Raw genomic sequence first — 22,302 nt, forward strand, 5'->3', positions numbered from 1 at the left:
CGTGGGACGTGCACGACAACCAGCGGCGCGACTGGTGGGGCAACCCCGTCGTGCCGTCCTGGTACACCGAGGCGACCCCCCTCGACCTGCCGAGCGCGGCCCCCGCGGCTGAGCCCGCGCCCGAGCCCGCGAGCAGCACCGGCGGGCGTCCCGCGCGCCGCGCGGTCGTCGCCGAGGACGAGGCCCTCATCCGCATGGACGTCGTCGAGACGCTCCGCGACGCGGGCTTCGACGTCGTCGGCGAGGCCGGTGACGGCGAGCAGGCCGTCGCGCTCGCGACCGAGCTCAAGCCCGACGTCGTCGTCATGGACGTGAAGATGCCCGTCCTCGACGGCATCTCCGCGGCCGAGCGGATCGGCAAGGCGCACCTCGCGCCCGTCGTGCTCCTCACCGCGTTCTCCCAGACCGAGCTCGTCGAGCGTGCCCGGGACGCCGGCGCGATGGCGTACGTCGTCAAGCCGTTCAGCCCGGCCGACCTGCTGCCCGCGGTCGAGATCGCGATCTCGCGGTACGCGCAGATCAGCGCGCTCGAGTCGGAGGTCGCCGACCTCGCCGAGCGGTTCGAGACCCGCAAGCGCGTGGACCGCGCGAAGGGCCTGCTCATGACGAAGATGGGCCTCACCGAGCCCGAGTCCTTCCGGTGGATCCAGAAGACGTCGATGGACCGCCGACTCACCATGCGCGAGGTCGCGGACGCCGTCATCGAGCAGGTCGGCGGCGGCGCGTCCTGACCCCTCGCCCCACGGTCACGAGGCCGGTCGAGCATCGCGCTCGGCCGGCCTCGCTTTTGTCACAACTCTGCAACAAACATGCCCTGAGACAGAGACATTCACATCCCGGATACAAAGACTGGTTACCTTCGCGCCACACTGCACCGGTCCTCACCAGGGATCGGCGGGACGCAGTACTCGACAAGAGGGGTACCACGCATGATTCGTTCGACACACGCAGTCAGGGCCGCAGCCCTGGCGGGCGCTGCCGCGCTGGTTCTCGCCGCGTGCAGCGGCGGCGACGGCGACAGCGGAGACGACGCGACCGACGGCGGCTCCGACTCGGCCGCCGCGCTCAAGATCGGCACGCTCCTGCCGCAGACCGGCTCGCTCGCGCAGCTCGGCCCGCCCGAGATCGCCGGCGTCGACCTCGCGGTCAAGGACATCAACGAAGCAGGCGGGGTCCTCGGCTCCGACGTCGAGGCGATCCACACCGACTCCTCCGACGCCGAGCACGCCGAGGTCGCGACCCAGTCGGTCCAGGACCTCATCAGCCAGGACGTGTCCGTCATCGTCGGCGCGGCGTCGTCCTCGGTGACGCGCAACGTCATCGACGACATCACCGGCGCCAAGATCGTCCAGATCTCGCCCGCCAACACCGCCACGGACCTGTCGGGCACGAACGACTTCTACTTCCGCACCGCCCCGCCGGACACCGTCCAGGGCTCGGCGCTCGCCAACCTCATCCTCGGGGACGGCGCCGTGAACCCCGGCATCCTCGTCTTCAACGACGACTACGGCACCTCGCTGCGCGACGTCGTGGAGAAGGTCGTCACCGACTCCGGTGCGACGCTCGCCTACGGCTCCGCCGGCCAGGAGTTCGACCCGAACGAGACGAACTACACCTCGATCGTCAGCAACGCGCTGGCGGCCGGGCCGGACGCGATCGCGATCATCGCGTTCACCACGCAGACGCCGCTCATCATCAGCGAGCTGGCCGCGCAGGGCTACGACATGTCGAAGGTCTACTTCGTCGACGGCAACCTCACGCAGTTCGGCGAGGAGTTCCAGGCCGGCCTGCTCGAGGGCGCCCAGGGCACGCTGCCCGGTGCGTTCCCGAGCGAGGAGTTCCAGGCCCGGCTCGCCGAGGTCAACGACTCGCTGAGCGACTACTCGTACGCCGCCGAGTCGTACGACGCCACGATCCTCGCCGCGCTCGCCGCGGTGAAGGGCGGCGGCACCGACGGCGAGACCATCCAGGCCAACCTGGCCGCGGTCTCGGGTGCCGACGGTGGCGAGAAGTGCGACACCTTCGCCGACTGCGTCAAGCTGCTCGACGACGGCCAGGACATCGACTACGAGGCCGTGTCGGGCGTCGGTCCCTTCAACGAGGACAACGACCCGTCGTCCGCGTACATCGGGGTCTACACGTTCGGTGCGGACAACAAGTACACGTTCACGAAGTCGGAGTTCGGCGAGGTCGGCTGAACCCGGACGTGACGGGCGCGAGCCCGTCGGACGTGACCGAGGGGTCGGTGCGGCTCGAGTCGCACCGGCCCCTCGGGCGTTCCCGGCGCAGGTGCGCCAGGGAGGACCGTCCCGCACGGCCGCCGGGCCGTCCTGGGGATCCTCCGGGCAGTCAGGCGCCCTCAGGGGCACCGAGCGAGGACGGGCTCACGCGGGCAGCGCGACGTCCAGGACGATCGCGCGGTGGTCGGACAGGCCGGTGTCGACCGAGACGGCCGGCCGCGACACCTGCAGCGGTCCGTCGGCGAGCACGTGGTCGAGCTGGCGCGCGGGGACGCCCACGGGGTAGGTCGGGACGGTCGCGAGCGGCCGCATGCCCGTCGCGCGCTGGGGGCGGTCCGGCTCGAGGTTGAGGTCGCCCATCAGCACGAGCGGGCGGGGGAGGGGCCGCACCTGGCTCACGAGGTGACGCAGCTGCCGCACGTTCCAGCCGGGGATGAACGTCAGGTGGGTCGCGACGACGGTCAGGGTGAACTCGGGCCCGTCGACGACCGCGGCGAGGGCCGCCCGTGGTTCGTCACGGACCAGCGTCGGCCACCGCTCGCCGGGCCAGCGCACGGGGGCGCGGCGGCGCAGCGTGGGCAGCGTCAGGACGCGCCACTCGCGCACCGGGTGCCGGCTCAGCAGGGCGATGCCGTACCGCGCGGCCGACGGCTCGTGGTCGCCCGTCGCGGCCGTCCAGAGGCCCGGCTCGCCGTGCAGCGTCGCGGCGAAGCGGTGGTGCGGCGCGCCCATCGCGTCGGCGGCGACGACCGTGAGGTCCGCGCCGTGCGAGCGCGGCTGGTCACGGTCGACCTCCTGGAGCGCGAGCACGTCGGCGTCAAGGCCCCGTACCGCTGCCGCGAACCGGTCGAGGTCCACCTCGCCGTCCACGGTCGACCGCCCGTGCAGGATGTTGAAGGTCGCGAGTCGCACCCTCGCGATTGTCGTCGCCGACCTGCGGGTCTGCGCGGCGGGATGAAAGATGGCCCGATGACGGTGCAGGGAGCCCTCGAGAACCCCCCGGACGACCGCACGGCGCTGCAGGACGGGCTGCGGCTCGTCGCGGTGGCGCTCACGGACGCGCAGATCCCGTTCGCCCTCGTCGGCGGGTACGCCGCGTGGGCGCGCGGCGCGCCCGAGCCGAGCCACGACGCGGACTTCGCCGTGCCCGAGGAGGACGTCGAGCGCGCCAAGGCGGCGATCGCCGCGGCAGGGCTCGTCGTCGAGCAGCCGGCGGAGAACTGGCTGTTCAAGGCGTTCCACCACGGACAGCTCGTCGACGTGCTGTTCCGCATGGTCGGCGAGCCGGTGACGCGCGAGCTGCTCGAGCACAGCGACGAGCTCGAGGTCCTCGCGGTGCGCATGCCGGTGCTGGGCGCGACCCAGATCGTCTCGACGAAGATGCGGGTGCTGGGGGAGCACGCGTGCGACTTCGGGCGCCTGCTCGCGATCGTGCGGGCCCTGCGCGAGCAGATCGACTGGGACGTCGTGCGCGAGGACGTGCGCGACCACCCCTACGGCAAGGCGTTCCTGTTCCTCGCGGACGAGCTCGGGATCACGGGACGGCCGCACGGCGAGGTCAGGGTCGAGCCGGGGCGCACGAGCGCGACGTCGTCCGACGAGGGCTGACCGGACGTCCTGCCAGACGCGACGACGGCCCGCGGGGAGCACCCCGCGGGCCGTCGTCGCGCTCGTCAGGCGCTCGTCACGCGCCCGTCGGCGGCGTGCCCTTCTCGTCGGGCCGTCGCGCCGCGCTCTCGACGTCGGTCGCGAGCGTGCCGAGGTAGAGCTGGATGACCTTCGGGTCGTGCATGAGGTCGCGCCCCGGGCCCGAGTAGGCGTTCCGGCCCTGGTCGAGCACGTAGCCGCGGTCGCAGATCTGCAGCGCGCGCCGGGCGTTCTGCTCGACGATGACCACGGACACGCCGGCCTTGTTGATGCGCCGCGTGCGCAGGAACGTCTCGTCCTGCTTGACGGGGGACAGGCCCGCCGACGGCTCGTCGAGCAGCAGGACGGTCGGCTCCATCATGAGCGCGCGCGCCATCGCGACCATCTGCCGCTCACCGCCCGACAGCGACCCCGCGCGCTGCTTGCGGCGCTCGCCGAGCGTCGGGAACAGGTCGGCGACGAACTCGAACCGCTCGTTGAACTTCCGGGGCGCCTGGTACGCACCCATCTGGAGGTTCTCCTCGATCGTGAGCGAGGGGAACACGTTATTCGTCTGCGGGACGAACCCGACGCCGCGCCGCACGAGGTGGTCGGCGCGCAGGTTCGTGATCGCCTCGCCGCCGAGCGTGACCGACCCGGAGCGGACCGGCACGAGCCCGAACAGCGACTTGAGCAGCGTCGACTTGCCCGCGCCGTTGGGCCCGATGATCCCGACGAGCTCGCCGGGGTGCAGCACGAGGTTGCACCCGTTGAGGATGTCGACGCCGGGCAAGTACCCCGCGACGAGGTCCGTCGCCGCCAGCAGCGGCTCGCCCGGGGGCGCACCGCGGTGCAGCGCGGCCCGGTCGCCCACGGCGACGGCGGTGCTGGCGGGGGCGGCGTCGTGGTCGTCCCGGGTGACGGCGTCCATCGCGTCGCTCATCGCGACCCCTCCTCGTCCTCGGCCCGGAGCTGCTCGAGCACGGCGTCGTCGAGGAGCGCGTCGTCCCCGAGGTCGGTGTCGTGGTGCGCGCCGAGGTAGGCGTCGATCACCGCGGGGTTCTGCATGACGGACTCGGGCGGCCCCTCGGCCACGATGCGGCCCTCCGTCATCACGATCACCCAGTCCGAGATGTGCCGCACCATGTGCATGTCGTGCTCGACGAACAGCACGGTCGTGCCGTCGTCGCGCAGCGCCTGGATGTGCCCGAGGAGTGACTGGGTGAGCGCGGGGTTCACGCCGGCCATGGGCTCGTCGAGCATGATCATCCGCGGCTTGGCCATGAGCGCGCGCGCCATCTCGAGCAGCTTGCGCTGGCCGCCCGACAGGCTGCCGGCGAAGTCGTCGCGCTTGGTGTCGAGCTTGAAACGCGCGAGGAGCTCCTCGGCCTGCGCCGTGATCTCCTGCTCGCGGCCGCGCCACAGCGGCGCGACGAGCGCGGCGAACAGGTTCTCGCCGGGCTGCTGCGTGGCGCCGAGCCGCATGTTCTCGATGACGGTCATGCGGTTGAGCGCCTTGGTGAGCTGGAACGTGCGGACCATGCCGGCGCGCGCGACGCGTGCGGCGGGCACGCCTCCGAGCGACCTGCCGTCGAACGTCCAGCGTCCGCTGTTGGGCTTGTCGAAGCCCGTCAGGAGGTTGAACAGCGTCGTCTTGCCGGCGCCGTTGGGGCCGATGAGGGCCGTGATGGCGCCGCGCTGGATCTCCACGTGGTCGACGTCGACGGCGTTGACGCCACCGAAGTGCCGGCGGACGTCGTCGGCGACGAGGATCGGGTCCGGCTTCTTGGCGCCGGGCTCGTGCGGCACGTCGCGCAGCGCGGCGACCGCGGCCTCCCGCGCGGCGCTGGACGGCGTCGCGGTCGTGGGCACGGCGGCTGAGGGCTCAGTGGGCATTGATCGCGAGCTCCTTCTTGTCGCCGAGGATGCCTTGTGGGCGGAAGATGATCAGCAGCATCAGGGTGACGCCGACGATGATCCAGCCGAACTGCTCGATCTGCTCGTTGCGCAGGACGGTCGTCGGCACGACCTCGCGCATCGTGATCTTGATGAACGCGAGCACCGCCCAGAAGATGATCGACCCGAGCACGGGGCCGAACACCGTCGCGGCGCCACCCAGCAGCAGGATCGTCCAGACGAAGAACGTCATGGAACGGCCCATCGAGTCGGGTTGGACGGCGCGTGGCAGCACGTACAGGATGCCCGCGACCGCTCCGATGACGCCGCCCAGGACGAGCGACTGCATCTTGTAGCTGTAGACGTTCTTGCCGAGCGAGCGCACGGCGTCCTCGTCCTCACGGATGCCCTTGAGCACGCGGCCCCACGGCGAGCGGATGAGCAGCCACACCAGCAGGCAGGCGAGCAGCACGACGGCCCAGCCGACGATGCGCAGCCACCAGCTGTTCGACGCGTTGACCGCGTACTCGAACGGCCCGATCGCCCAGTTCCCGTCGGGGAACGGCGAGGCGTCCTGGAAGGTGTACTTGTACTGGTTGCCGCGCAGGCCGCTGGACGCGCCCGTGAGGTCGGTGAGGGCCGTGGAACGCCCGACGAGGCGGACGATCTCGGCAGCGGCGATCGTGACGATCGCGAGGTAGTCGCCGCGCAGCTTCAGCGTCGGGATGCCGAGGATCAGGGCGAACACCGTCGCGGCGGCGATGGCGACCAGCACCGCGGCCCACAGCGGCCAGCCGGCGATCGTGGCGATCGCGAAGCCGTAGGCGCCGAGGAGCATGAAGCCCGCCTGGCCCATGTTGAGCAGGCCGGTGAGGCCGAAGTGGATGTTGAGGCCGATCGCGGCGAGCGCGTACGCGGCGGTCGTCGGCGCGAAGAACTCGCCGAGGACGATCGGGAGGATGCGTGACCAGTCCATGGGGTGTCTCCGTTATCCGACGCGCGTCGCGCGGCCGAGGATGCCCTGCGGCCGGACCAGCAGGACGAGGATGAGGATCACGAGCGCCGACGCGTAGCGCATGTCGGTCGGGATCCAGAGGCTCGAGAGCTCGACGACGAGGCCGATGACGATCGACCCGGCGAGCGCGCCGAACGCGGCGCCGAGGCCGCCCAGCGTGACGGCCGCGAACATGAGCAGCAGCATCGCGCCGCCCGAGTACCACGACGTCGCGCCGAAGTAGAGGCCGACGAGCACGCCGCCCAGCGCCGCGAGCCCCGCCCCGATGACCCACACGAGGCGGATCGTCCGGTTCACGGAGATGCCCGACGCCGCCGACAGCGCGGGGTTGTCGGACACGGCGCGCGTGGCGCGGCCGGCGCGCGTGCGCAGGAGGAAGTACGCGACGGCGCCGAGCGCGACGACCGCGATGAGCATCGACCACAGCGTCGTCACGGTGAGGCGCACGGGGCCGAGCGTCACGGACGTCGGGGTCTCGGTGACGATGCGCAGCGGACCGGCCCCGAAGAAGAACTGGTACACGTACGAGATCGCCATCGACAGGCCGATCGTCACGATCATCTGCTGGATCATCCCGACGCCCCGCCGGCGCAGCGGCCGCCACAGGAACGCGTCCTGCAGCCAGCCGGTCGCCGCGCCGAGCAGCACCGCGATGATCGCCGACGGGATGAGCGGCAGCCCGACGAGCTGCGTGCCGACGTACGCGAGGATGCCGCCGAGCGACACCTGCTCGCCGTGCGCGAAGTTGCTCAGGCCCGTCGTGCCGTAGATGAGCGACAGGCCGACGCTCGCGAGCGCCAGCAGCGTGCCGAACACGAGACCGTTGACGGTGAGCTGCGCGACGCGCGACGCGGTGATGCCGCCCCCGCCGGTCGACGACGACTGCGTGCCGCCGTCGTCGGTGCCCGGGGTGGGGGTCGGGCCGTCGCTGGGCTCGTCGCCCCCGCCGGACCCGCCCGCGGCGGGCTCGCCGAGCGGGAACAGGGCCGCCGCGGAGGCGCCGAGTCCCACCTGCACGGTGCGGGGGTTGTTGCCCGGGTCGCGCAGCACCTCGCCCGCGGGGATCGTGGCGACGTCGAGCGTCACGACGTACTCGCCCGGGTCGGTGACCGGGATCGACCAGCGTCCCGTGGCGTCGGACGTCGCGGTGAGCTCGCCGGCCGGGCCGACGGCCGTGACGACGGCTCCCGTGACGGGATCGCCCGTCGACGTGCGCAGCGTGCCGACGATGCAGCCGGTCGACGCGTCGGCGACGCACGCCGGGGCGGCGGCCGTCGCGACAGGCGCGCCGGCCTGCGCGGGGGCGGCGACGAGCGTCATCGCCGCGAGGGCGAGGAGCAGGAGCAGGGGGGCGGCTGTCCGCCGGGCTTGCAGCAGGGGGGCGCTGCGGTCCAGGACGCGTGATCGCACCTGGGACCTCCGTCCGTTCGGGTCGTGCGCGAGCAGTGGCTCGGCGGCGCTGTCGAGCATGCGTCGTCCAGCCGGGTGGCAGGACGATAGGCAGGGATTGTGTCTTGTTCATTACGTGAACGCGAGGCCCGGTGCCGATCGAGTGATCGTGTCGCCGTGGCCCTGGGCGTCCGTCCAGGTGCTGGGGGACCCGGGACCTCCGGGGACTAGGCAGGCAGCGGCCGCCTGCGTCATGATCGGTCACGGTGCCGCCTGGGCAGGACGGCACCGCCCGACCGGATCCCCTCGTCCCGTCTGGAGGCTCGCCGCCGTGCGCCCAGGAACCCAGGTCCGTGCTGCCTGCCCGGACGACCTCGAGGACCTCGTCGCCGTCTGCCTGGCGGCGCGCAGCGAGGCCGCCGTGGGTGCGCAGCTCTGCACCGACGACGCCGACCGGCTGCGCGACCAGCTGGGAGCGCTCCGAGGGGCGCCCGGCGGCCTCGTGCTCCTCGGCTGCGTCGACGGGACGCCGAGCGGGATCCTGCTCGCCCGCGTCGTCGGGCCGGGCCCCTTCACCGACGTGGTGAGCATGAACCTCGAGGCCGTGTACGTCCTGCCCGACGCGCGCCGCCGGGGCCTGGGCCACGCCCTGCTCGCCGAGGCCGTCGCGCACGCGGAGTCGGTCGGCGCGACCGAGCTCTACGCCCTCCCGCTGCCCGGGGCACGCGGCATGCAGCGCTTCCTCGCCCGGCTCGGATTCGCGCCCGCGGCCGCCCACCGGTTCGTGACGACGTCCTCGCTGCAGCGCCGCCTCGCGCACGACCTCGCACCCGCTGCGCACACCGGCGTGCCGCGCCGGTCCGGCTCCCGCGGGATCGAGGACCTCATCGCGCGCCGGCGGCAGGGCCGCATCCGGGCGACCGGCTTCGTCGAGCCCGTGCCGTCCGTGCCGACGCCGCGCGTCGACGCGGCGGCTCAGCGTCGGGCGTCGATCAGCATGCAGGTGACCCGCGCGGTGCAGAGCCGCCGGCCGTCCTCGTCCTCGACGACCACCTCGTAGCTCGCGAGGCTCGACCCGAGGTGGAGCGCCGTCGCCGTCCCGGTGACGACGCCCGATCGCGCCGACCGGTGGTGCGTCGCGTTGAGCTCGATGCCGACCGCCGCGCGCCCGACGCCCGCGTGCACCTGCGCCGCGTACGACGCGAGCGTCTCCGCGAGCACGGCCGACGCCCCGCCGTGCAGCAGCCCGTACGGCTGCGTGTTCCCCTCGACCGGCATCGAGCCGACCGTCCGGGCGGCGGACAGCTCGAGGATCTCGATCGACATCCGTTCCAGCAGGGTCCCGGTGACGGACGGCATCGCGGCGAGCGCGTCGGTGGTGTCAGCCATGGCAGATAGGTTGGCACCCGTGAGCGACGCACAGCCAGCCGCCCTGTCCACGACGACCCCGGCCGCACCCGCCGGGCCCGCGCGGCTCCTGCTCATCGACGGGCACTCGATGGCCTACCGCGCGTTCTTCGCGCTCCCGGTCGACAAGTTCGCGACCTCCACGGGCGACCCGACCAACGCCGTCTTCGGGTTCACGTCGATGCTCGCGAACCTGCTGCGCGACGAGGAGCCGACGCACGTCGCCGTCGCCTTCGACCTCGGCCGCACGACGTTCCGCACGCAGCAGTACGAGGCCTACAAGGGCAACCGCGACGCGACGCCCGAGCCGTTCCGCGGCCAGGTCGACGTCATCCAGCGCGTGCTCGACACGATGCACATCCCCGTCATCACCAAGCCCGACTACGAGGCCGACGACGTCCTGGCGACCCTCGCGCGTCAGGCCCGCGCGCAGGGGATGCAGGTCCTCATCTGCACCGGCGACCGGGACGCGTTCCAGCTCGTCAACGACGACGTGACGGTCCTGTACCCCGTCAAGGGCGTCTCCGAGCTCGCGCGCATGAATCCTGCCGCGGTCGAGGCCAAGTACGGCGTCCCGCCCGAGCGCTACCCCGACCTCGCGGCCCTCGTCGGCGAGTCGAGCGACAACCTGCCCGGCATCCCCGGCGTCGGGCCGAAGACGGCCGCGAAGTGGATCGGCCAGTTCGACGGCCTCGAGGGCATCCTCGAGAACGCCGACAAGGTCACCGGCAAGGCCGGGGAGGCGCTGCGAGAGAACCTGGAGCAGGTCCGCCTGAACCGCGTGCTCAACCGTCTCGTCGACGACCTCGAGCTCCCGCTCGGCCCCGAGGACCTCGCCGCCCGCCCGTGGGACCGGCACGCGCTGCACACCATCCTCGACGAGCTCGAGTTCCGCACCCTGCGCGACCGGCTCTTCGCGATGCTCCCCGACGAGAGTGAGAAGCCCGCCGCCGTCGCCGCCGCGGCCCTCGACCTCGCCGTCCTCGGCGCGGGCGACCTCGCGCAGTGGCTCGAGGGCCGCGCCGACCAGCCGATCGGCCTCGACGTGCGCGGCTCCGGTGCGCCCGCCGGCGGCGACGCCTGGGGGGTCGCGCTCGCCGACGACGCGGGCCAGGCCGCCGCGTTCGACCTGGCCGAGATCGACCCCGCCGACGAGACCGCGCTCGCCGCGTGGCTCGCGGACGCGGACCGGCCCAAGGTCGTGCACGCCGCGAAGGAGGCGTGGCACGCGCTCCACGGGCGCGGGCTGACCCTCGCGGGCGTGACGTTCGACACCGAGCTCGCCGCGTACCTGTGCCAGCCCGACCGTCGCGCGTACGACCTCGCGGACCTCGCGATCGGCTACCTGAGGCGCGAGCTCGGCGCGCAGGAGGCCGAGGTGGGCGGTCAGGGTGCGCTCGACCTCGAGCTCGACGGGACCGACGAGGGGCGCCGTGCGGCCGTGCGTGCCTCCGCGGTGCGCGACCTCGCGGACGTGCTCGCGGGCGACCTGGCCGACCGCGGCGCCGAGCGGCTGCTGCACGAGCTCGAGCTCCCGCTCGTCGACGTGCTGGCGCGCATGGAGCGCACGGGCATCGCGACCGACCAGCCGTACCTGTCGTCGCTCGAGAAGTCGTTCGACGGCCAGGTCCAGGGCGCCGCGGCCGACGCGTACGCGGTCATCGGCCGCGAGGTGAACCTCGGGTCGCCGAAGCAGCTCCAGGAGGTGCTCTTCGACCAGCTCGGCATGCCGAAGACCAAGCGCATCAAGACGGGGTACACGACCGACGCCGCGTCGCTCACGGACCTCTTCGCGCGCACGCAGCACCCGTTCCTCGAGCACCTGCTCGCGCACCGCGACGCGATCCGCCTGCGCCAGACGGTCGAGGGCCTGCTGCGGTCGGTCGCGCCGGACGGCCGCATCCACACGACGTTCCAGCAGACCATCGCCGCGACCGGCCGGCTGTCGTCCGCGGACCCGAACCTGCAGAACATCCCGATCCGCACCGAGGCGGGCCGGCAGATCCGGCGCGCGTTCGTCGTCGGCGAGGGCTACGAGACGCTCCTCACCGCGGACTACTCGCAGATCGAGATGCGGATCATGGCGCACCTGTCGGGCGACGAGGGCCTGATCGAGGCGTTCCGCTCGGGCGAGGACCTGCACTCGTACGTCGGGTCGCGCGTGTTCGGCGTCCCGACGGACGAGGTCACGTCGGCCATGCGGTCGAAGATCAAGGCCATGAGCTACGGGCTCGCGTACGGGCTGTCGTCGTACGGGCTCTCGCAGCAGCTGTCGATCGAGGTGTCCGAGGCCGCAGGGCTCATGCAGGACTACTTCGCGCGGTTCGGCGGCGTGCGCGACTACCTCACGGGCGTCGTCGACGTCGCCCGGACGACGGGCTACACCGAGACGATCCTCGGCCGTCGGCGCTACCTGCCGGACCTCACGAGCGACAACCGCCAGCGCCGCGAGGCGGCCGAGCGCATGGCCCTCAACGCGCCGATCCAGGGGAGCGCGGCGGACCTCATCAAGGTCTCGATGCTCGGCGTCGACCGCGAGCTGACCCGGCGCGGGCTCGCGTCGCGGATGCTCCTGCAGGTGCACGACGAGCTCGTGCTCGAGGTCGCGGCGGGGGAACGCGACGAGGTCGAGGCGCTCGTGCGCGAGCAGATGGCCGCCGCGGGCGACGCCGCGAAGGACGGTCCGCTCGACGTGCCGCTCGACGTCAGCGTCGGCGTGGGTGACAGCTGGCACGACGCGGGCCACTGACACGGTCCGGAGCCGCTCGTGGCGCGAGCCGCGGGCGGCTCCGTCGTCCCCGGACCGGGGGTTTCGGTCGACTTTCGGCGATCCGGACGAAAACACCGCTAGTGGACGGGCGTGATCTGGGCCACAGTAAGCGCCTGTGGCAACGCCGCCACGTCCGACGTCCCCCGGGAGGCGCGCATGACCGACACGTTCAGCGACACCCCAGAGACCGACTACCAACGCGTCCAGCGCAGCGCCGAGTTCCAGGCGCTGCGCCGTCGCTTCCGGAACTTCGTGTTCCCGATGACGGCGCTGTTCCTGGTCTGGTACTTCCTCTACGTCCTGCTCTCCACGTACGCGCACGACTTCATGGGCACGCGCGTGTGGGGCAACATCACGGTCGGCCTGCTGTTCGGGCTCGGCCAGTTCGTCTCGACGTTCGCGATCACGATGATCTACGCGCGGTGGGCGAACAACCGGCAGGACCAGGTCGCCGAGCGTCTGCGCCGGCACATCGAGGAGGGCTCGCTCGACGGCGGTGAGGTCGCATGAGCACGGTCGTCCGCACCGCGACCGAGCAGGTCGGCGAGCCGCTCGTCAACATCGCGATCTTCGGCGCGTTCGTCCTGGTCACCCTGATCATCGTGTTCCGCGCGTCGCGCACCAACCGCACCGCCGCCGACTACTACGCGGCCGGCCGCTCGTTCACCGGTCCGCAGAACGGCACGGCGATCGCGGGCGACTACCTGTCCGCGGCGTCGTTCCTCGGCATCTGCGGCGCCATCGCGATCAACGGGTACGACGGGTTCCTCTACTCGATCGGGTTCCTCGTCGCGTGGCTCGTCGCGCTCCTCCTGGTGGCGGAGCTGCTGCGCAACACGGGCCGGTTCACCATGGCCGACGTCCTGTCGTTCCGGCTCCGTCAGCGGCCGGTCCGCATGGCGGCCGCCCTGTCGACGCTCGCGGTCGTGTTCTTCTACCTGCTCGCGCAGATGGCCGGTGCGGGCGGGCTCGTCGCGCTCCTGCTGGGCATCGACGACCGCGCCGCGCAGGGCGTCGTCATCGCCGTCGTCGGCGCGCTCATGATCCTGTACGTCCTCGTCGGCGGGATGAAGGGCACGACGTGGGTGCAGATCATCAAGGCGGTGCTGCTCATCGCGGGCGCGGGCGTGATGACGCTGTGGGTGCTGTCGAAGTACGGGTTCAACCTGTCCGAGCTGCTGCAGGGTGCGATCGACCAGGCGGGCGAGGGCGGTGAGGCGCTCATCGAGCCGGGCAAGCAGTACGGCGCGAGCGCGATGAGCCAGCTGAACTTCGTGTCGCTGGCCCTCGCGCTGGTGCTCGGGACGGCGGGCCTGCCGCACGTGCTCATGCGCTTCTACACGGTCCCGTCGGCGAAGGAGGCCCGGCGGTCGGTCGTGTGGGCGATCTGGCTCATCGGCATCTTCTACCTGTTCACGCTCGTCCTCGGGTACGGCGCGGGAGCGCTCGTGGGTCCGGAGACGATCACGTCCGCACCGGGCGGCGTGAACTCGGCGGCGCCGCTGCTCGCGTACGAGCTCGGCGGGACGATCCTGCTCGGCATCATCTCGGCGGTCGCGTTCGCGACGATCCTGGCCGTGGTGGCCGGGCTCACGATCACCGCCGCGGCGTCGTTCGCGCACGACATCTACGCCAACTGGCTCAAGCGGGGCGAGGTCAAGCCGGACGGCGAGGTGCGCGTCGCGCGCATCACGGTCGTCGCGATCGGCATCCTCGCGATCATCGGCGGCATCTTCGCCAACGGCCAGAACGTCGCGTTCCTGGTCGCGCTGGCGTTCGCCGTGGCGGCCAGCGCCAACCTCCCGACGATCCTCTACTCGCTGTTCTGGAAGAGGTTCAACACGTCGGGCGCGCTGTGGAGCATGTACGGCGGCCTGATCTCGTGCATCGTGCTCATCGCGATCTCGCCGGTCGTGTCCGGCAAGGTCGACCCGAACACGGGCGCGAGCCTGTCGATGATCCGGGACACGAGCATCGACTTCCACCTCATCCCGCTCGAGAACCCGGGGATCATCTCGATCCCGCTCGCGTTCCTCCTCGGGATCCTCGGGACGGTCCTGAGCAAGGAGAAGCCGCACCCCGAGAAGTTCGCCGAGATGGAGGTCCGCTCCCTCACGGGCGCGGGCGCCGAGAAGGCGACGGTGCACTGACGGACGCGTCGGCCCGGGCCGCGGCAGCACGCGCGCGGTCCGGGCCGACGTGCGCCTCCACGCCGGCCGCCCGACGTGCGCGGCGCCGGGCCGGCCCGCGGGCACGGCGGGCGAGCGAGCCGGCGGGTCAGCAGGTCAGCGCAGGTTCGTCACGAAGATCGCGGTCCCCGGCACGCGCGCGCCGCGGACCGGACCCCACCCGCCCCACACCCGCTCATGCCCGGCCGGCCACTCGGGCTCGACGAGCCGCTCCAGGACGAAGCCGGCGGCCGTGAGCTCCGCGACGTGGTCGCCGAGCGTGCGGTGGTACTCCGCGTACAGCACGCGTCCCGACTCGCCGGTCTCGACGTACGGCCGGCGGTCGAAGTAGGAGCGCGTCGCCGTGAGCCCGTGCTCCGACGGGTCGTCCGGGAAGGCCCACCGCAGCGGGTGCGTCACCGCGAACACCCACCGTCCGCCGGGCCGCAGCACGCGCGCGACCTCGGCGTGGACCCGCTGCGCGTCGGGCACGAACGGGATCGCGCCGAACGCGGTGAACGCGACGTCGAAGGTCGCCGCGTCGAACGGCAGCGCGCGCGCGTCCGCCTGCACCAGCGCGGTGCGGGTGCCCTGTGCCGCGTCGTACCGCAGACCACCGGCGAGCATGCCGTGCGAGACGTCCGTCGCGACGACCTGCGCGCCGCGCGTCCCGAGCCAGCGCGCGCACTGCGCCGCGCCGGCGCCGACCTCCAGCACCCGCCGCCCGGTCACGTCGCCGAGCAGCCCGGCGTCCTCCTCGCGCAGCCCTTCCGGGCACCACACGAAGTCGGCGGGCCCGAGGAACGCGCCGTGCTCGTCGAGGTACTCGTCGGCGTTCGCGTCCCACCACCCGCGTCCCGCGGCCCCGCCCTCGGCGTCGGGCACCACGCGATAGCCGGCGTCGGCGAGCGGGTCCGGCTCGGCTGAGTTGTCATTTTCCGACATGTCGCTAGTGTCGCCCGAGACCAGTGAACGTACTGGCACGTAACGAGCAGGTACTCCCGCGTAACAACGTGGTCACGTGGGACACCTAGCCTCAGGGCCGTTCCGGCGCCCGGCGTGCTGGTACCCCGTAGACGAAGGGTGGTCGTGGTGAAGTCCTGGAAGCTGGTGGCCGTCTCGACGGTCGGAGCACTCGCGCTCACGGCGTGCGCCGCGAGCGATCGCGACTCCGACGGAGGCTCGACCGACGGCGCGAGCGGCGGTGGACGTGACACGTTCATCTTCGCCGCGTCCTCCGACCCGGCGGGGCTCGACCCCGCCTTCGCGAACGACGGCGAGTCGTTCCGCGTCGCCCGGCAGATCTTCGAGGGTCTCGTGGGCACCGAACCGGGCACCGCCGACCCGGCCCCGCTGCTCGCGGAGTCGTGGGAGGTGAGCGACGACGGCCTGGAGTACACCTTCCAGCTCAAGGAGGGCGTGAAGTTCCAGGACGGCACCGACTTCGACGGTGACGCGGTGTGCTTCAACTTCGACCGGTGGAACAACTTCACCGGCGTCCTGCAGTCCGAGTCGCTGTCGTACTACTGGCAGAAGGTCAACGGCGGGTTCGCGACGAGCGACGTCGAGAGCCTCAACGGCACGGGCAAGTACGAGAGCTGCGAGGCCCCGGACGCGACGACCGCGGTGATCCACCTCAAGAGCCCGCTGCCGGAGCTCATCTCGGCGCTGTCGCTCCCGTCGTTCTCGATGCAGTCGCCGACCGCGCTCGAGGAGTACGAGGCCGACAACGTCACCGGCGACGGCGACGCCCCCGTCCTGCCCGAGTACGCGAACGCGCACCCCACGGGCACCGGCCCCTACAAGTTCGACTCGTGGAGCCCGGGCGAGGAGGTCGTGCTCGTCGCGAACGAGGACTACTGGGGCGAGCAGGGCCAGATCAAGCGGATCGTGTTCCCGATCATCTCCGACGCCACCGCGCGCCGGCAGGCCCTCCAGGCCGGCGACATCGACGGGTACGACCTCGTCGGGCCCGCGGACGTCGAGGCGCTCGAGGCCGACGGCTTCCAGATCGTGAACCGCGAGCCGTTCAACATCCTCTACCTCGCGATGAACCAGGCGAAGCCCGAGCTCGCGGACCTGCGCGTGCGGCAGGCCATCGCCCACGCGATCAACAAGGAGGCGCTCGTCGCCCAGACGCTCCCCGAGGGCACCGAGGTCGCGACGAACTTCGTCCCGCCGTCGGTCTCCGGCTGGAACGCCGACGTCGAGACGTACGACTACGACCCGGAGAAGGCGAAGCAGCTGCTCGCCGACGCCGGCCAGTCGAACCTCACGCTCGACTTCAACTACCCGACCAACGTCTCGCGGCCGTACATGCCGACGCCCGAGCAGGTCTTCACGGCGATCAAGGCGGACCTCGAGGCCGTCGGCATCACCGTCAACGCCGTCCCCGACCCGTGGAACCCCGAGTACCTGGACAAGATCCAGGGCACCCCGGACCACGGCCTGCACCTGCTCGGCTGGACCGGCGACTACAACGACACCTACAACTTCATCGGGGTCTTCTTCGGCGGGCCCTCGAACGAGTGGGGCTTCGACAACCCCGCGATCTTCCAGGCGATCAACGACGCCCGGTACGTCGCGGACATCGACGAGCAGAAGGCCGCCTACGAGGCCGCGAACGCCGAGCTCCTGGAGTTCCTGCCCGGCGTCCCGCTCGCGCACCCCGTCCCGTCGCTCGCGTTCAAGGACGACGTCCAGGGCTACCCGGCCTCGCCGGTCCAGGACGAGGTCTACAACGTGATCACGCTCGGCAGCTGAGAGAGACCGCACCACTCGATGACCCGACTGATCCTGCGGCGCCTCGCGCTGCTCGTCCCCACCCTGCTCGGGTTGTCGGTCCTGCTGTTCCTGTGGGTGCGCGCTCTCCCGGGAGGTCCTGCCACGGCCCTCCTGGGGGAGCGCGCCACCCCGGAGGCGGTCGCCCGCGTCAACGAGCTCTACGGCTTCGACAAGCCGCTGATCCAGCAGTACGTCACGTGGCTCGGGCAGCTCCTCCAGGGCAACTTCGGCGTGTCCACCCGGACCGGCCGGCCGGTCCTCGAGGAGTTCACCAACCGGTTCCCCGCGACGATCGAGCTCACCGTGGTCGCGCTGATCGTGGCCGTCGGCGTCGCGATCCCGCTCGGCTACGTCGCGGCCCGCCGCCAGGGCCGACCGCTCGACCACCTCACGGTCGTCGCATCGCTCGTCGGCGTGACGATCCCCGTCTTCTTCCTCGCGTTCCTGCTCAAGTGGGCGTTCGCGGTCAACCTCGGCTGGTTCCCCTCCACCGGACGCCAGGACCCGACGATGATCGCGACCCACCCCACGGGGTTCTACGTGCTCGACGGGATCCTCACGCGGGAGTGGGACGCGAGCTGGGACGCGCTCATGCACCTCGTGCTCCCGGCGATCGCGCTCGGGTCGATCCCGCTCGCGATCATCGCCCGCATCACGCGGTCGTCCGTCATCGAGGTGCAGGACGCGGACTACGTCCGCACCGCCCGCGCCAAGGGGCTCGGACCCGACCGCCTGCGACGCCGCGTCATCCTGCGCAACGCGATGCTGCCCGTCGCCACGACCATCGGCCTGCAGGTCGGCCTCCTGCTGTCCGGCGCGGTCCTCACGGAGACCGTGTTCGCGTTCCCCGGCATCGGGAGCTTCCTCGCGAACGCGATCTTCAACCTGGACTACGCCGTCCTGCAGGGCTTCATCCTCATCATCGCGGTGGTGTACGCACTCGTGAACCTCGTCGTCGACGTCTCCTACGGCTTCATCGACCCGCGCACCCGGGCCACGCGATGAGCGCGCCCGAGGTCTACGAGGTCCCCAACGCGCCGCTCGGCCAGGGCCGCCCGACCGACGAGGCGCGCCTCGCGGGCGCCTCGCACTGGCGGCTCGCCGCGCGACGGCTGCGACGCAACCCCGGGGCGATCGTCGGCGCGGCGATCGTCGTCGTGTTCATCCTCGTCGCGGTGTTCGCGCCGCTCATCGCGCCGTACGACGCGGGCGAGCTCCCGGGCCGCGCCGAGGTGCGTCCGACCTACATCCCCGGGCCGTCCGACGAGTACCTGCTCGGTCTCGACCGGTACGGCGCCGACCTGTTCTCGCAGCTCGTCTGGGGCGCGCGTGCGTCGCTGCTGATCGGCGTGCTGTCGACGCTGCTCGGCCTGCTCGGCGGTCTCGTCCTCGGCGCGCTGTCCGGCGGGCTCGGCGGCGCGACGGACAACGTCATCATGCGGTTCGTCGACCTGCTGCTCGCGGTCCCGAGCCTGCTGCTCGCCGTGTCGATCGCGGCCATCGCGGGCCAGACGCCCGCGGCCGTCGTCATCGCGATCGGCGTCGTGCAGGTGCCGATCTTCGCGCGGCTGCTGCGCGGCTCGATGTTCGCGCAACGCGGTCAGGACTACGTGCTGGCCGCGCGCTCGCTCGGCCTGAGCAAGCGGACCGTGACGATGAGCCACGTCCTGCCGAACAGCGTGTCGCCCGTGATCGTGCAGGCGACGCTGCTGCTCGCGACCGCCGTCATCGAGGCCGCGGCGCTGTCCTACCTGGGCCTGGGCGGCGGCTCGCCGACCACCGCCGAGTGGGGGCGCATGCTCACCTCCGCCCAGAACGAGCTCGAGATCGCCCCGCGGCTGGCCCTGTGGCCCGGCGCGTGCATCGCGGTCACGGCGCTCGGGTTCACATTGTTCGGCGAGGCGCTGCGCGAGGCGCTGGACCCCCGGTCGAGGAAGCGGTGAGCGGAGTGGCAGGTCTCTTCGGCGGCGAGCCTCTGCTCTCGGTCCGCGACCTCGAGGTGCAGTTCCGCACCGACGCGGGGTCGACGACCGCGCTGCGTGGGGTGAGCCTCGACGTCCACCCCGGCGAGACCGTCGCGGTCGTGGGGGAGTCCGGCTCAGGGAAGTCGACGACGGCCGCCGCGGTGCTCGGCCTGCTCGCGGCCAACGGCGCCGTCACGGGCGGCGAGATCCTGTTCGACGGTCAGGACGTCGTCCGCCTCAGCCCCGCGGAGATGTCGCGCCTGCGCGGTGCGCAGATCGGCCTCGTGCCGCAGGACCCGATGTCGAACCTCAACCCGGTCCGCCGGGTCGGGGCGCAGATCGTCGAGGCCCTCGAGGACAACGGCGTGGCGCGCGGGGCCGACGCGCAGGCACGCACCGTCGAGCTGCTCGAGGAGGCGGGTCTGCCCGACGCGGCCCGCCGCGCGCAGCAGTACCCGCACGAGTTCTCGGGCGGCATGCGGCAGCGCGCGCTCATCGCGATGGGTCTGTCCGCGCGGCCGCGCCTGCTGGTCGCCGACGAGCCGACGTCCGCGCTCGACGTGACCGTGCAGCGGACCATCCTCGACGGGCTCACGTCGCTCACCGCTCGGCTCGGCGTCGCCGTCCTGCTCATCACGCACGACCTCGGGCTCGCAGCGGAGCGCGCCGACACCGTCGTCGTCATGTACCGCGGCGAGGTCGTCGAGAAGGGTCCCGCCCGGGAGATCCTCCAGAACCCCCAGCACGAGTACACGCGCCGCCTCATCGCCGCCGCGCCGTCGCTCGCGTCCCGCCGCATCGCGATCGCGAAGGAGACCGGGGACGTCGAGGTCGCGGCCCAGGACCTGCTCGCGCCGTCTCTCGGCGAGGGCGTCACGACGGCGCCCGTCGACGCGCCGGCCGTTGCCGACGCCGGCGCGCGGCCCGACGCGATCGTCGAGGTCGAGCACGTCACGAAGGTCTTCAAGCTGCGCGGGCGCGGCCTGTTCAGCCGGTCCACGGACTTCACCGCCGTCGACGACGTGAGCTTCACCGTGCCGCGCGGGCGGACCGTCGCGCTCGTGGGGGAGTCCGGGTCGGGCAAGTCGACCGTCGCGCGCATGATGCTCGGCCTCACCGAGCCGACGTCGGGCACCATCCGGTTCGACGGTGTCGACGTCGGCTCGGGCCGCGACCGCGCCGCCGAGGTGACGTTCCGCCGCCGCGTGCAGCCGATCTTCCAGGACCCGTACGCATCGCTCGACCCGCTGTTCACGATCTACCGGACCATCGAGGAACCGCTGCGCGCGCACCGCATCGGCACCCCCGCCGAGCGTCGCGACCGCGTGCACGCCCTGATGGAGGACGTCGCGCTCCCGACCGAGCTGCTGCGCCGCTACCCGGGCGAGCTCTCGGGGGGTCAGCGGCAACGTGTCGCGATCGCGCGCGCCCTCGCGCTCGAGCCCGAGCTCGTGGTGTGCGACGAGGCCGTCTCGGCGCTCGACGTCGTGGTGCAGGCGCAGATCCTGCACCTGCTCGCCGACCTGCAGTCGCGGCTGGGCCTGTCCTACCTCTTCATCAGCCACGACCTCGCCGTCGTGCGGCAGATCGCCGACGTCGTGTGCGTCATGGAGAAGGGCCGGATCGTCGAGCAGGGCACGGCCGACGCCGTGTTCGACGAACCGCAGACGGAGTACACGCGCACGCTGCTCGACGCGATCCCGGGCCGGACGCTCGAGCTCGGCGTCTGACCGCGCGCGTACCGCCGGGCCGGCGACACGGACCGGGACCGAAGGCACGGGTGACGTGCCTGGTCACGGCTAGGCTGGCGTGCGCGGCAGCCCGACGGAGCGCTGACGTCGTCCCCACCCGTCGTGCTGTGTAAGGAGTTCCCGTGCGTGTCGGTCTGCTCACCGGAGGCGGCGACGTCCCCGGGCTCAACGCCGCGATCCGCGCCGTCGTCAAGCACGGCGAGGGGCAGTACGGCCACTCGATCATCGGCTTCCGCAACGGGTGGAAGGGCGTCGTCGACGGCCTGTCGATCCCGCTGACCCGCAGCCACATCCGCAACGTCCTGCCCGTCGGCGGCACGCTGCTCGGCACCGCGCGGTTCCACCCCCACAAGGGCGACGGCGGCATCGACGCGGTGCTCGCGACGCTCGAGGCCGAGCGCATCGAGGCCCTCATCTGCATCGGCGGCGACGGCACGCTGCACGCGGCGAGCAAGATCGCCGAGGCGGGAGTCCGCATCGTCGCGATCCCGAAGACGATCGACAACGACGTCTGGGGCACCGACCAGTCGATCGGCTTCGACACCGCGGTCTCGATCGCGACCGAGGCGATCGACCGCATCCACACGACCGCCGAGTCGCACAACCGCGTGATGATCGTCGAGGTCATGGGCCGGCACGCGGGCTGGATCGCCGCGACCGCGGGCATCGCGGGGGGAGCCGAGCTCGTCCTCGCGCCCGAGGCGCCGTTCGACATCGACCGCATCGAGCGCTTCCTCAAGCACCGGCACCGCGCGCACGCGAGCTTCTCGATCGTCGTCGTGGCGGAGGGCGCGGTGCCCGCGGAGGGCACGTCGATGCACTACGAGACGCAGGTCGGCAAGTTCGGCGAGATCGTCGCCGGCGCGATCGGCGAGCGGCTCAAGGCCGAGATCGAGCAGCGCACGGGCTTCGACACGCGCGTCACCGTGCTCGGCCACGTGCAGCGCGGCGGCACGCCGTCGCCGACCGACCGCATCCTCGGCTCGCGCTTCGGCGTCGCGGCGATCGACGCGATCACCGAGGGCCGCTCGGACGTCATGACGGCGCTGCGCGGCGAGAAGGTCGAGCTGGTGCCGCTGAGCGAGATCGCGGGCAAGGTCAAGCACGTGCCGGACGAGCTGCTGTCGGTCGCGCGGGCGCTCGCCTGACGGTCGTGGTCGACCGCGGCATCCGGCGCGGCGGGCGGGGCAGCACGCGCTTTGACCTGCCCGCACGCACCCCGATAGGGTGGACGGCGGTGCCGCGCGCCTTCCTCCAGGTCCGACCTCGCCACCCGGGATCCCGTCCCGGCG

At 72.1% G+C, this 22,302-nt stretch carries 19 protein-coding genes; 12 read left to right on the top strand and 7 right to left on the bottom strand.

Annotation, left to right across the window (positions count from 1 at the left end; translation table 11 throughout):
• Window positions 1-50: 50 nt before the first annotated feature.
• A complete protein-coding gene (locus tag OMK64_RS10930) occupies window positions 51-731 on the top strand; it encodes an ANTAR domain-containing response regulator (protein ID WP_374694086.1) in 681 nt (226 codons plus the stop codon).
• 198 nt (window positions 732-929) lie between these two features.
• Window positions 930-2,198 carry an ABC transporter substrate-binding protein gene (locus OMK64_RS10935; RefSeq protein ID WP_272728350.1) on the top strand — a complete coding sequence of 423 codons (1,269 nt, stop codon included), beginning with the start codon at window positions 930-932 and terminating at the stop codon, window positions 2,196-2,198.
• A 186-nt stretch (window positions 2,199-2,384) separates the two neighbouring features.
• Here the strand turns inward: OMK64_RS10935 and OMK64_RS10940 are convergent, their stop codons facing one another.
• Entirely contained in the window at window positions 2,385-3,152 is a 768-nt protein-coding gene (locus OMK64_RS10940; protein ID WP_272728352.1) for an endonuclease/exonuclease/phosphatase family protein, read from the bottom strand.
• Between the two features lie 57 nt (window positions 3,153-3,209).
• On the opposite strand from OMK64_RS10940, the gene OMK64_RS10945 reads away from it, so the two are divergent.
• Entirely contained in the window at window positions 3,210-3,848 is a 639-nt protein-coding gene (locus OMK64_RS10945) for a hypothetical protein (RefSeq protein ID WP_272728354.1), read from the top strand.
• 76 nt (window positions 3,849-3,924) lie between these two features.
• On the opposite strand, the gene OMK64_RS10950 is transcribed toward OMK64_RS10945, so the two are convergent.
• The 4 genes from OMK64_RS10950 to OMK64_RS10965 are packed head-to-tail and all read right to left on the bottom strand — an operon-like array spanning window position 3,925 to window position 8,187.
• Entirely contained in the window at window positions 3,925-4,809 is an 885-nt protein-coding gene (locus OMK64_RS10950; RefSeq protein WP_272728357.1) for an ABC transporter ATP-binding protein, read from the bottom strand.
• Complete coding sequence (locus tag OMK64_RS10955) at window positions 4,806-5,762, bottom strand: ABC transporter ATP-binding protein (protein WP_272728359.1); 957 nt, start codon at window positions 5,760-5,762, stop codon at window positions 4,806-4,808. The genes OMK64_RS10950 and OMK64_RS10955 overlap by 4 nt, the downstream gene beginning before the upstream one ends.
• Window positions 5,752-6,738, bottom strand: a complete 987-nt coding sequence (locus tag OMK64_RS10960; RefSeq protein ID WP_272728362.1) for a branched-chain amino acid ABC transporter permease — start codon at window positions 6,736-6,738, stop codon at window positions 5,752-5,754. Before OMK64_RS10960 ends, OMK64_RS10955 begins: the two co-directional genes overlap by 11 nt.
• A 12-nt stretch (window positions 6,739-6,750) precedes the next feature.
• A complete protein-coding gene (locus OMK64_RS10965) occupies window positions 6,751-8,187 on the bottom strand; it encodes a branched-chain amino acid ABC transporter permease (RefSeq protein WP_272728364.1) in 1,437 nt (478 codons plus the stop codon).
• 310 nt (window positions 8,188-8,497) lie between these two features.
• Here OMK64_RS10965 and OMK64_RS10970 point away from each other — a divergent pair, with 310 nt between their 5' ends.
• Window positions 8,498-9,226 (top strand): GNAT family N-acetyltransferase, encoded by a 729-nt coding sequence (locus OMK64_RS10970; RefSeq protein WP_272728366.1) that lies wholly within the window; start codon window positions 8,498-8,500, stop codon window positions 9,224-9,226.
• Here the strand turns inward: OMK64_RS10970 and OMK64_RS10975 are convergent.
• Complete coding sequence (locus OMK64_RS10975) at window positions 9,142-9,555, bottom strand: PaaI family thioesterase (RefSeq protein WP_272728369.1); 414 nt, start codon at window positions 9,553-9,555, stop codon at window positions 9,142-9,144. The two genes, OMK64_RS10970 and OMK64_RS10975, sit on opposite strands and share 85 nt — an antisense overlap.
• Here OMK64_RS10975 and polA point away from each other — a divergent pair.
• The 3 genes from polA (at window position 9,554) to OMK64_RS10990 (ending at window position 14,493) form a co-directional block, all read left to right on the top strand.
• Window positions 9,554-12,322 (top strand): DNA polymerase I, encoded by a 2,769-nt coding sequence (gene polA, locus OMK64_RS10980; protein WP_276595901.1) that lies wholly within the window; start codon window positions 9,554-9,556, stop codon window positions 12,320-12,322. The genes OMK64_RS10975 and polA overlap by 2 nt on opposite strands.
• 177 nt (window positions 12,323-12,499) lie before the next feature.
• Window positions 12,500-12,853 (top strand): DUF485 domain-containing protein, encoded by a 354-nt coding sequence (locus OMK64_RS10985; protein WP_272728373.1) that lies wholly within the window; start codon window positions 12,500-12,502, stop codon window positions 12,851-12,853.
• Window positions 12,850-14,493, top strand: a complete 1,644-nt coding sequence (locus OMK64_RS10990; RefSeq protein ID WP_272728375.1) for a monocarboxylic acid transporter — start codon at window positions 12,850-12,852, stop codon at window positions 14,491-14,493. The genes OMK64_RS10985 and OMK64_RS10990 overlap by 4 nt, the downstream gene beginning before the upstream one ends.
• Before the next feature lie 135 nt (window positions 14,494-14,628).
• On the opposite strand, the gene OMK64_RS10995 is transcribed toward OMK64_RS10990, so the two are convergent.
• Window positions 14,629-15,456, bottom strand: a complete 828-nt coding sequence (locus tag OMK64_RS10995; RefSeq protein WP_272728377.1) for a class I SAM-dependent methyltransferase — start codon at window positions 15,454-15,456, stop codon at window positions 14,629-14,631.
• 147 nt (window positions 15,457-15,603) lie between these two features.
• Here OMK64_RS10995 and OMK64_RS11000 point away from each other — a divergent pair, with 147 nt between their 5' ends.
• The 5 genes from OMK64_RS11000 (at window position 15,604) to OMK64_RS11020 (ending at window position 22,158) form a co-directional block, all read left to right on the top strand.
• Window positions 15,604-17,274 (top strand): ABC transporter substrate-binding protein, encoded by a 1,671-nt coding sequence (locus tag OMK64_RS11000; RefSeq protein WP_272728379.1) that lies wholly within the window; start codon window positions 15,604-15,606, stop codon window positions 17,272-17,274.
• Between the two features lie 18 nt (window positions 17,275-17,292).
• On the top strand, window positions 17,293-18,300 hold the full coding sequence (locus OMK64_RS11005; RefSeq protein WP_162351932.1) for an ABC transporter permease: 1,008 nt from the start codon (window positions 17,293-17,295) through the stop codon (window positions 18,298-18,300).
• Window positions 18,297-19,238 carry an ABC transporter permease gene (locus tag OMK64_RS11010; protein ID WP_272728384.1) on the top strand — a complete coding sequence of 314 codons (942 nt, stop codon included), beginning with the start codon at window positions 18,297-18,299 and terminating at the stop codon, window positions 19,236-19,238. The genes OMK64_RS11005 and OMK64_RS11010 overlap by 4 nt, the downstream gene beginning before the upstream one ends.
• Window positions 19,235-20,989 carry a dipeptide ABC transporter ATP-binding protein gene (locus OMK64_RS11015; RefSeq protein ID WP_272728386.1) on the top strand — a complete coding sequence of 585 codons (1,755 nt, stop codon included), beginning with the start codon at window positions 19,235-19,237 and terminating at the stop codon, window positions 20,987-20,989. Before OMK64_RS11010 ends, OMK64_RS11015 begins: the two co-directional genes overlap by 4 nt.
• A 143-nt stretch (window positions 20,990-21,132) precedes the next feature.
• Window positions 21,133-22,158, top strand: coding sequence for a 6-phosphofructokinase (locus OMK64_RS11020; RefSeq protein ID WP_272728388.1), 1,026 nt, complete (start codon window positions 21,133-21,135; stop codon window positions 22,156-22,158).
• Window positions 22,159-22,302: the final 144 nt, after the last annotated feature.

This window comes from Cellulomonas fimi (assembly GCF_028527925.1).
GTDB lineage: Bacteria > Actinomycetota > Actinomycetes > Actinomycetales > Cellulomonadaceae > Cellulomonas > Cellulomonas fimi_C.

Excerpts from the sequence above, each read along its gene's own strand:
- polA (WP_276595901.1), top strand. The coding sequence starts at position 9,554 with ATGGCAGATAGGTTGGCACCCGTGAGCGACGCACAGCCAGCCGCCCTG.
- OMK64_RS10995 (WP_272728377.1), bottom strand. The coding sequence starts at position 15,456 with ATGTCGGAAAATGACAACTCAGCCGAGCCGGACCCGCTCGCCGACGCC.
- OMK64_RS11010 (WP_272728384.1), top strand. The coding sequence starts at position 18,297 with ATGAGCGCGCCCGAGGTCTACGAGGTCCCCAACGCGCCGCTCGGCCAG.
- OMK64_RS10950 (WP_272728357.1), bottom strand. The coding sequence starts at position 4,809 with ATGAGCGACGCGATGGACGCCGTCACCCGGGACGACCACGACGCCGCC.
- OMK64_RS10985 (WP_272728373.1), top strand. The coding sequence starts at position 12,500 with ATGACCGACACGTTCAGCGACACCCCAGAGACCGACTACCAACGCGTC.
- OMK64_RS10935 (WP_272728350.1), top strand. The coding sequence starts at position 930 with ATGATTCGTTCGACACACGCAGTCAGGGCCGCAGCCCTGGCGGGCGCT.
- OMK64_RS10960 (WP_272728362.1), bottom strand. The coding sequence starts at position 6,738 with ATGGACTGGTCACGCATCCTCCCGATCGTCCTCGGCGAGTTCTTCGCG.
- OMK64_RS11005 (WP_162351932.1), top strand. The coding sequence starts at position 17,293 with ATGACCCGACTGATCCTGCGGCGCCTCGCGCTGCTCGTCCCCACCCTG.
- OMK64_RS10975 (WP_272728369.1), bottom strand. The coding sequence starts at position 9,555 with ATGGCTGACACCACCGACGCGCTCGCCGCGATGCCGTCCGTCACCGGG.
- OMK64_RS10945 (WP_272728354.1), top strand. The coding sequence starts at position 3,210 with ATGACGGTGCAGGGAGCCCTCGAGAACCCCCCGGACGACCGCACGGCG.
- OMK64_RS10990 (WP_272728375.1), top strand. The coding sequence starts at position 12,850 with ATGAGCACGGTCGTCCGCACCGCGACCGAGCAGGTCGGCGAGCCGCTC.
- OMK64_RS10955 (WP_272728359.1), bottom strand. The coding sequence starts at position 5,762 with ATGCCCACTGAGCCCTCAGCCGCCGTGCCCACGACCGCGACGCCGTCC.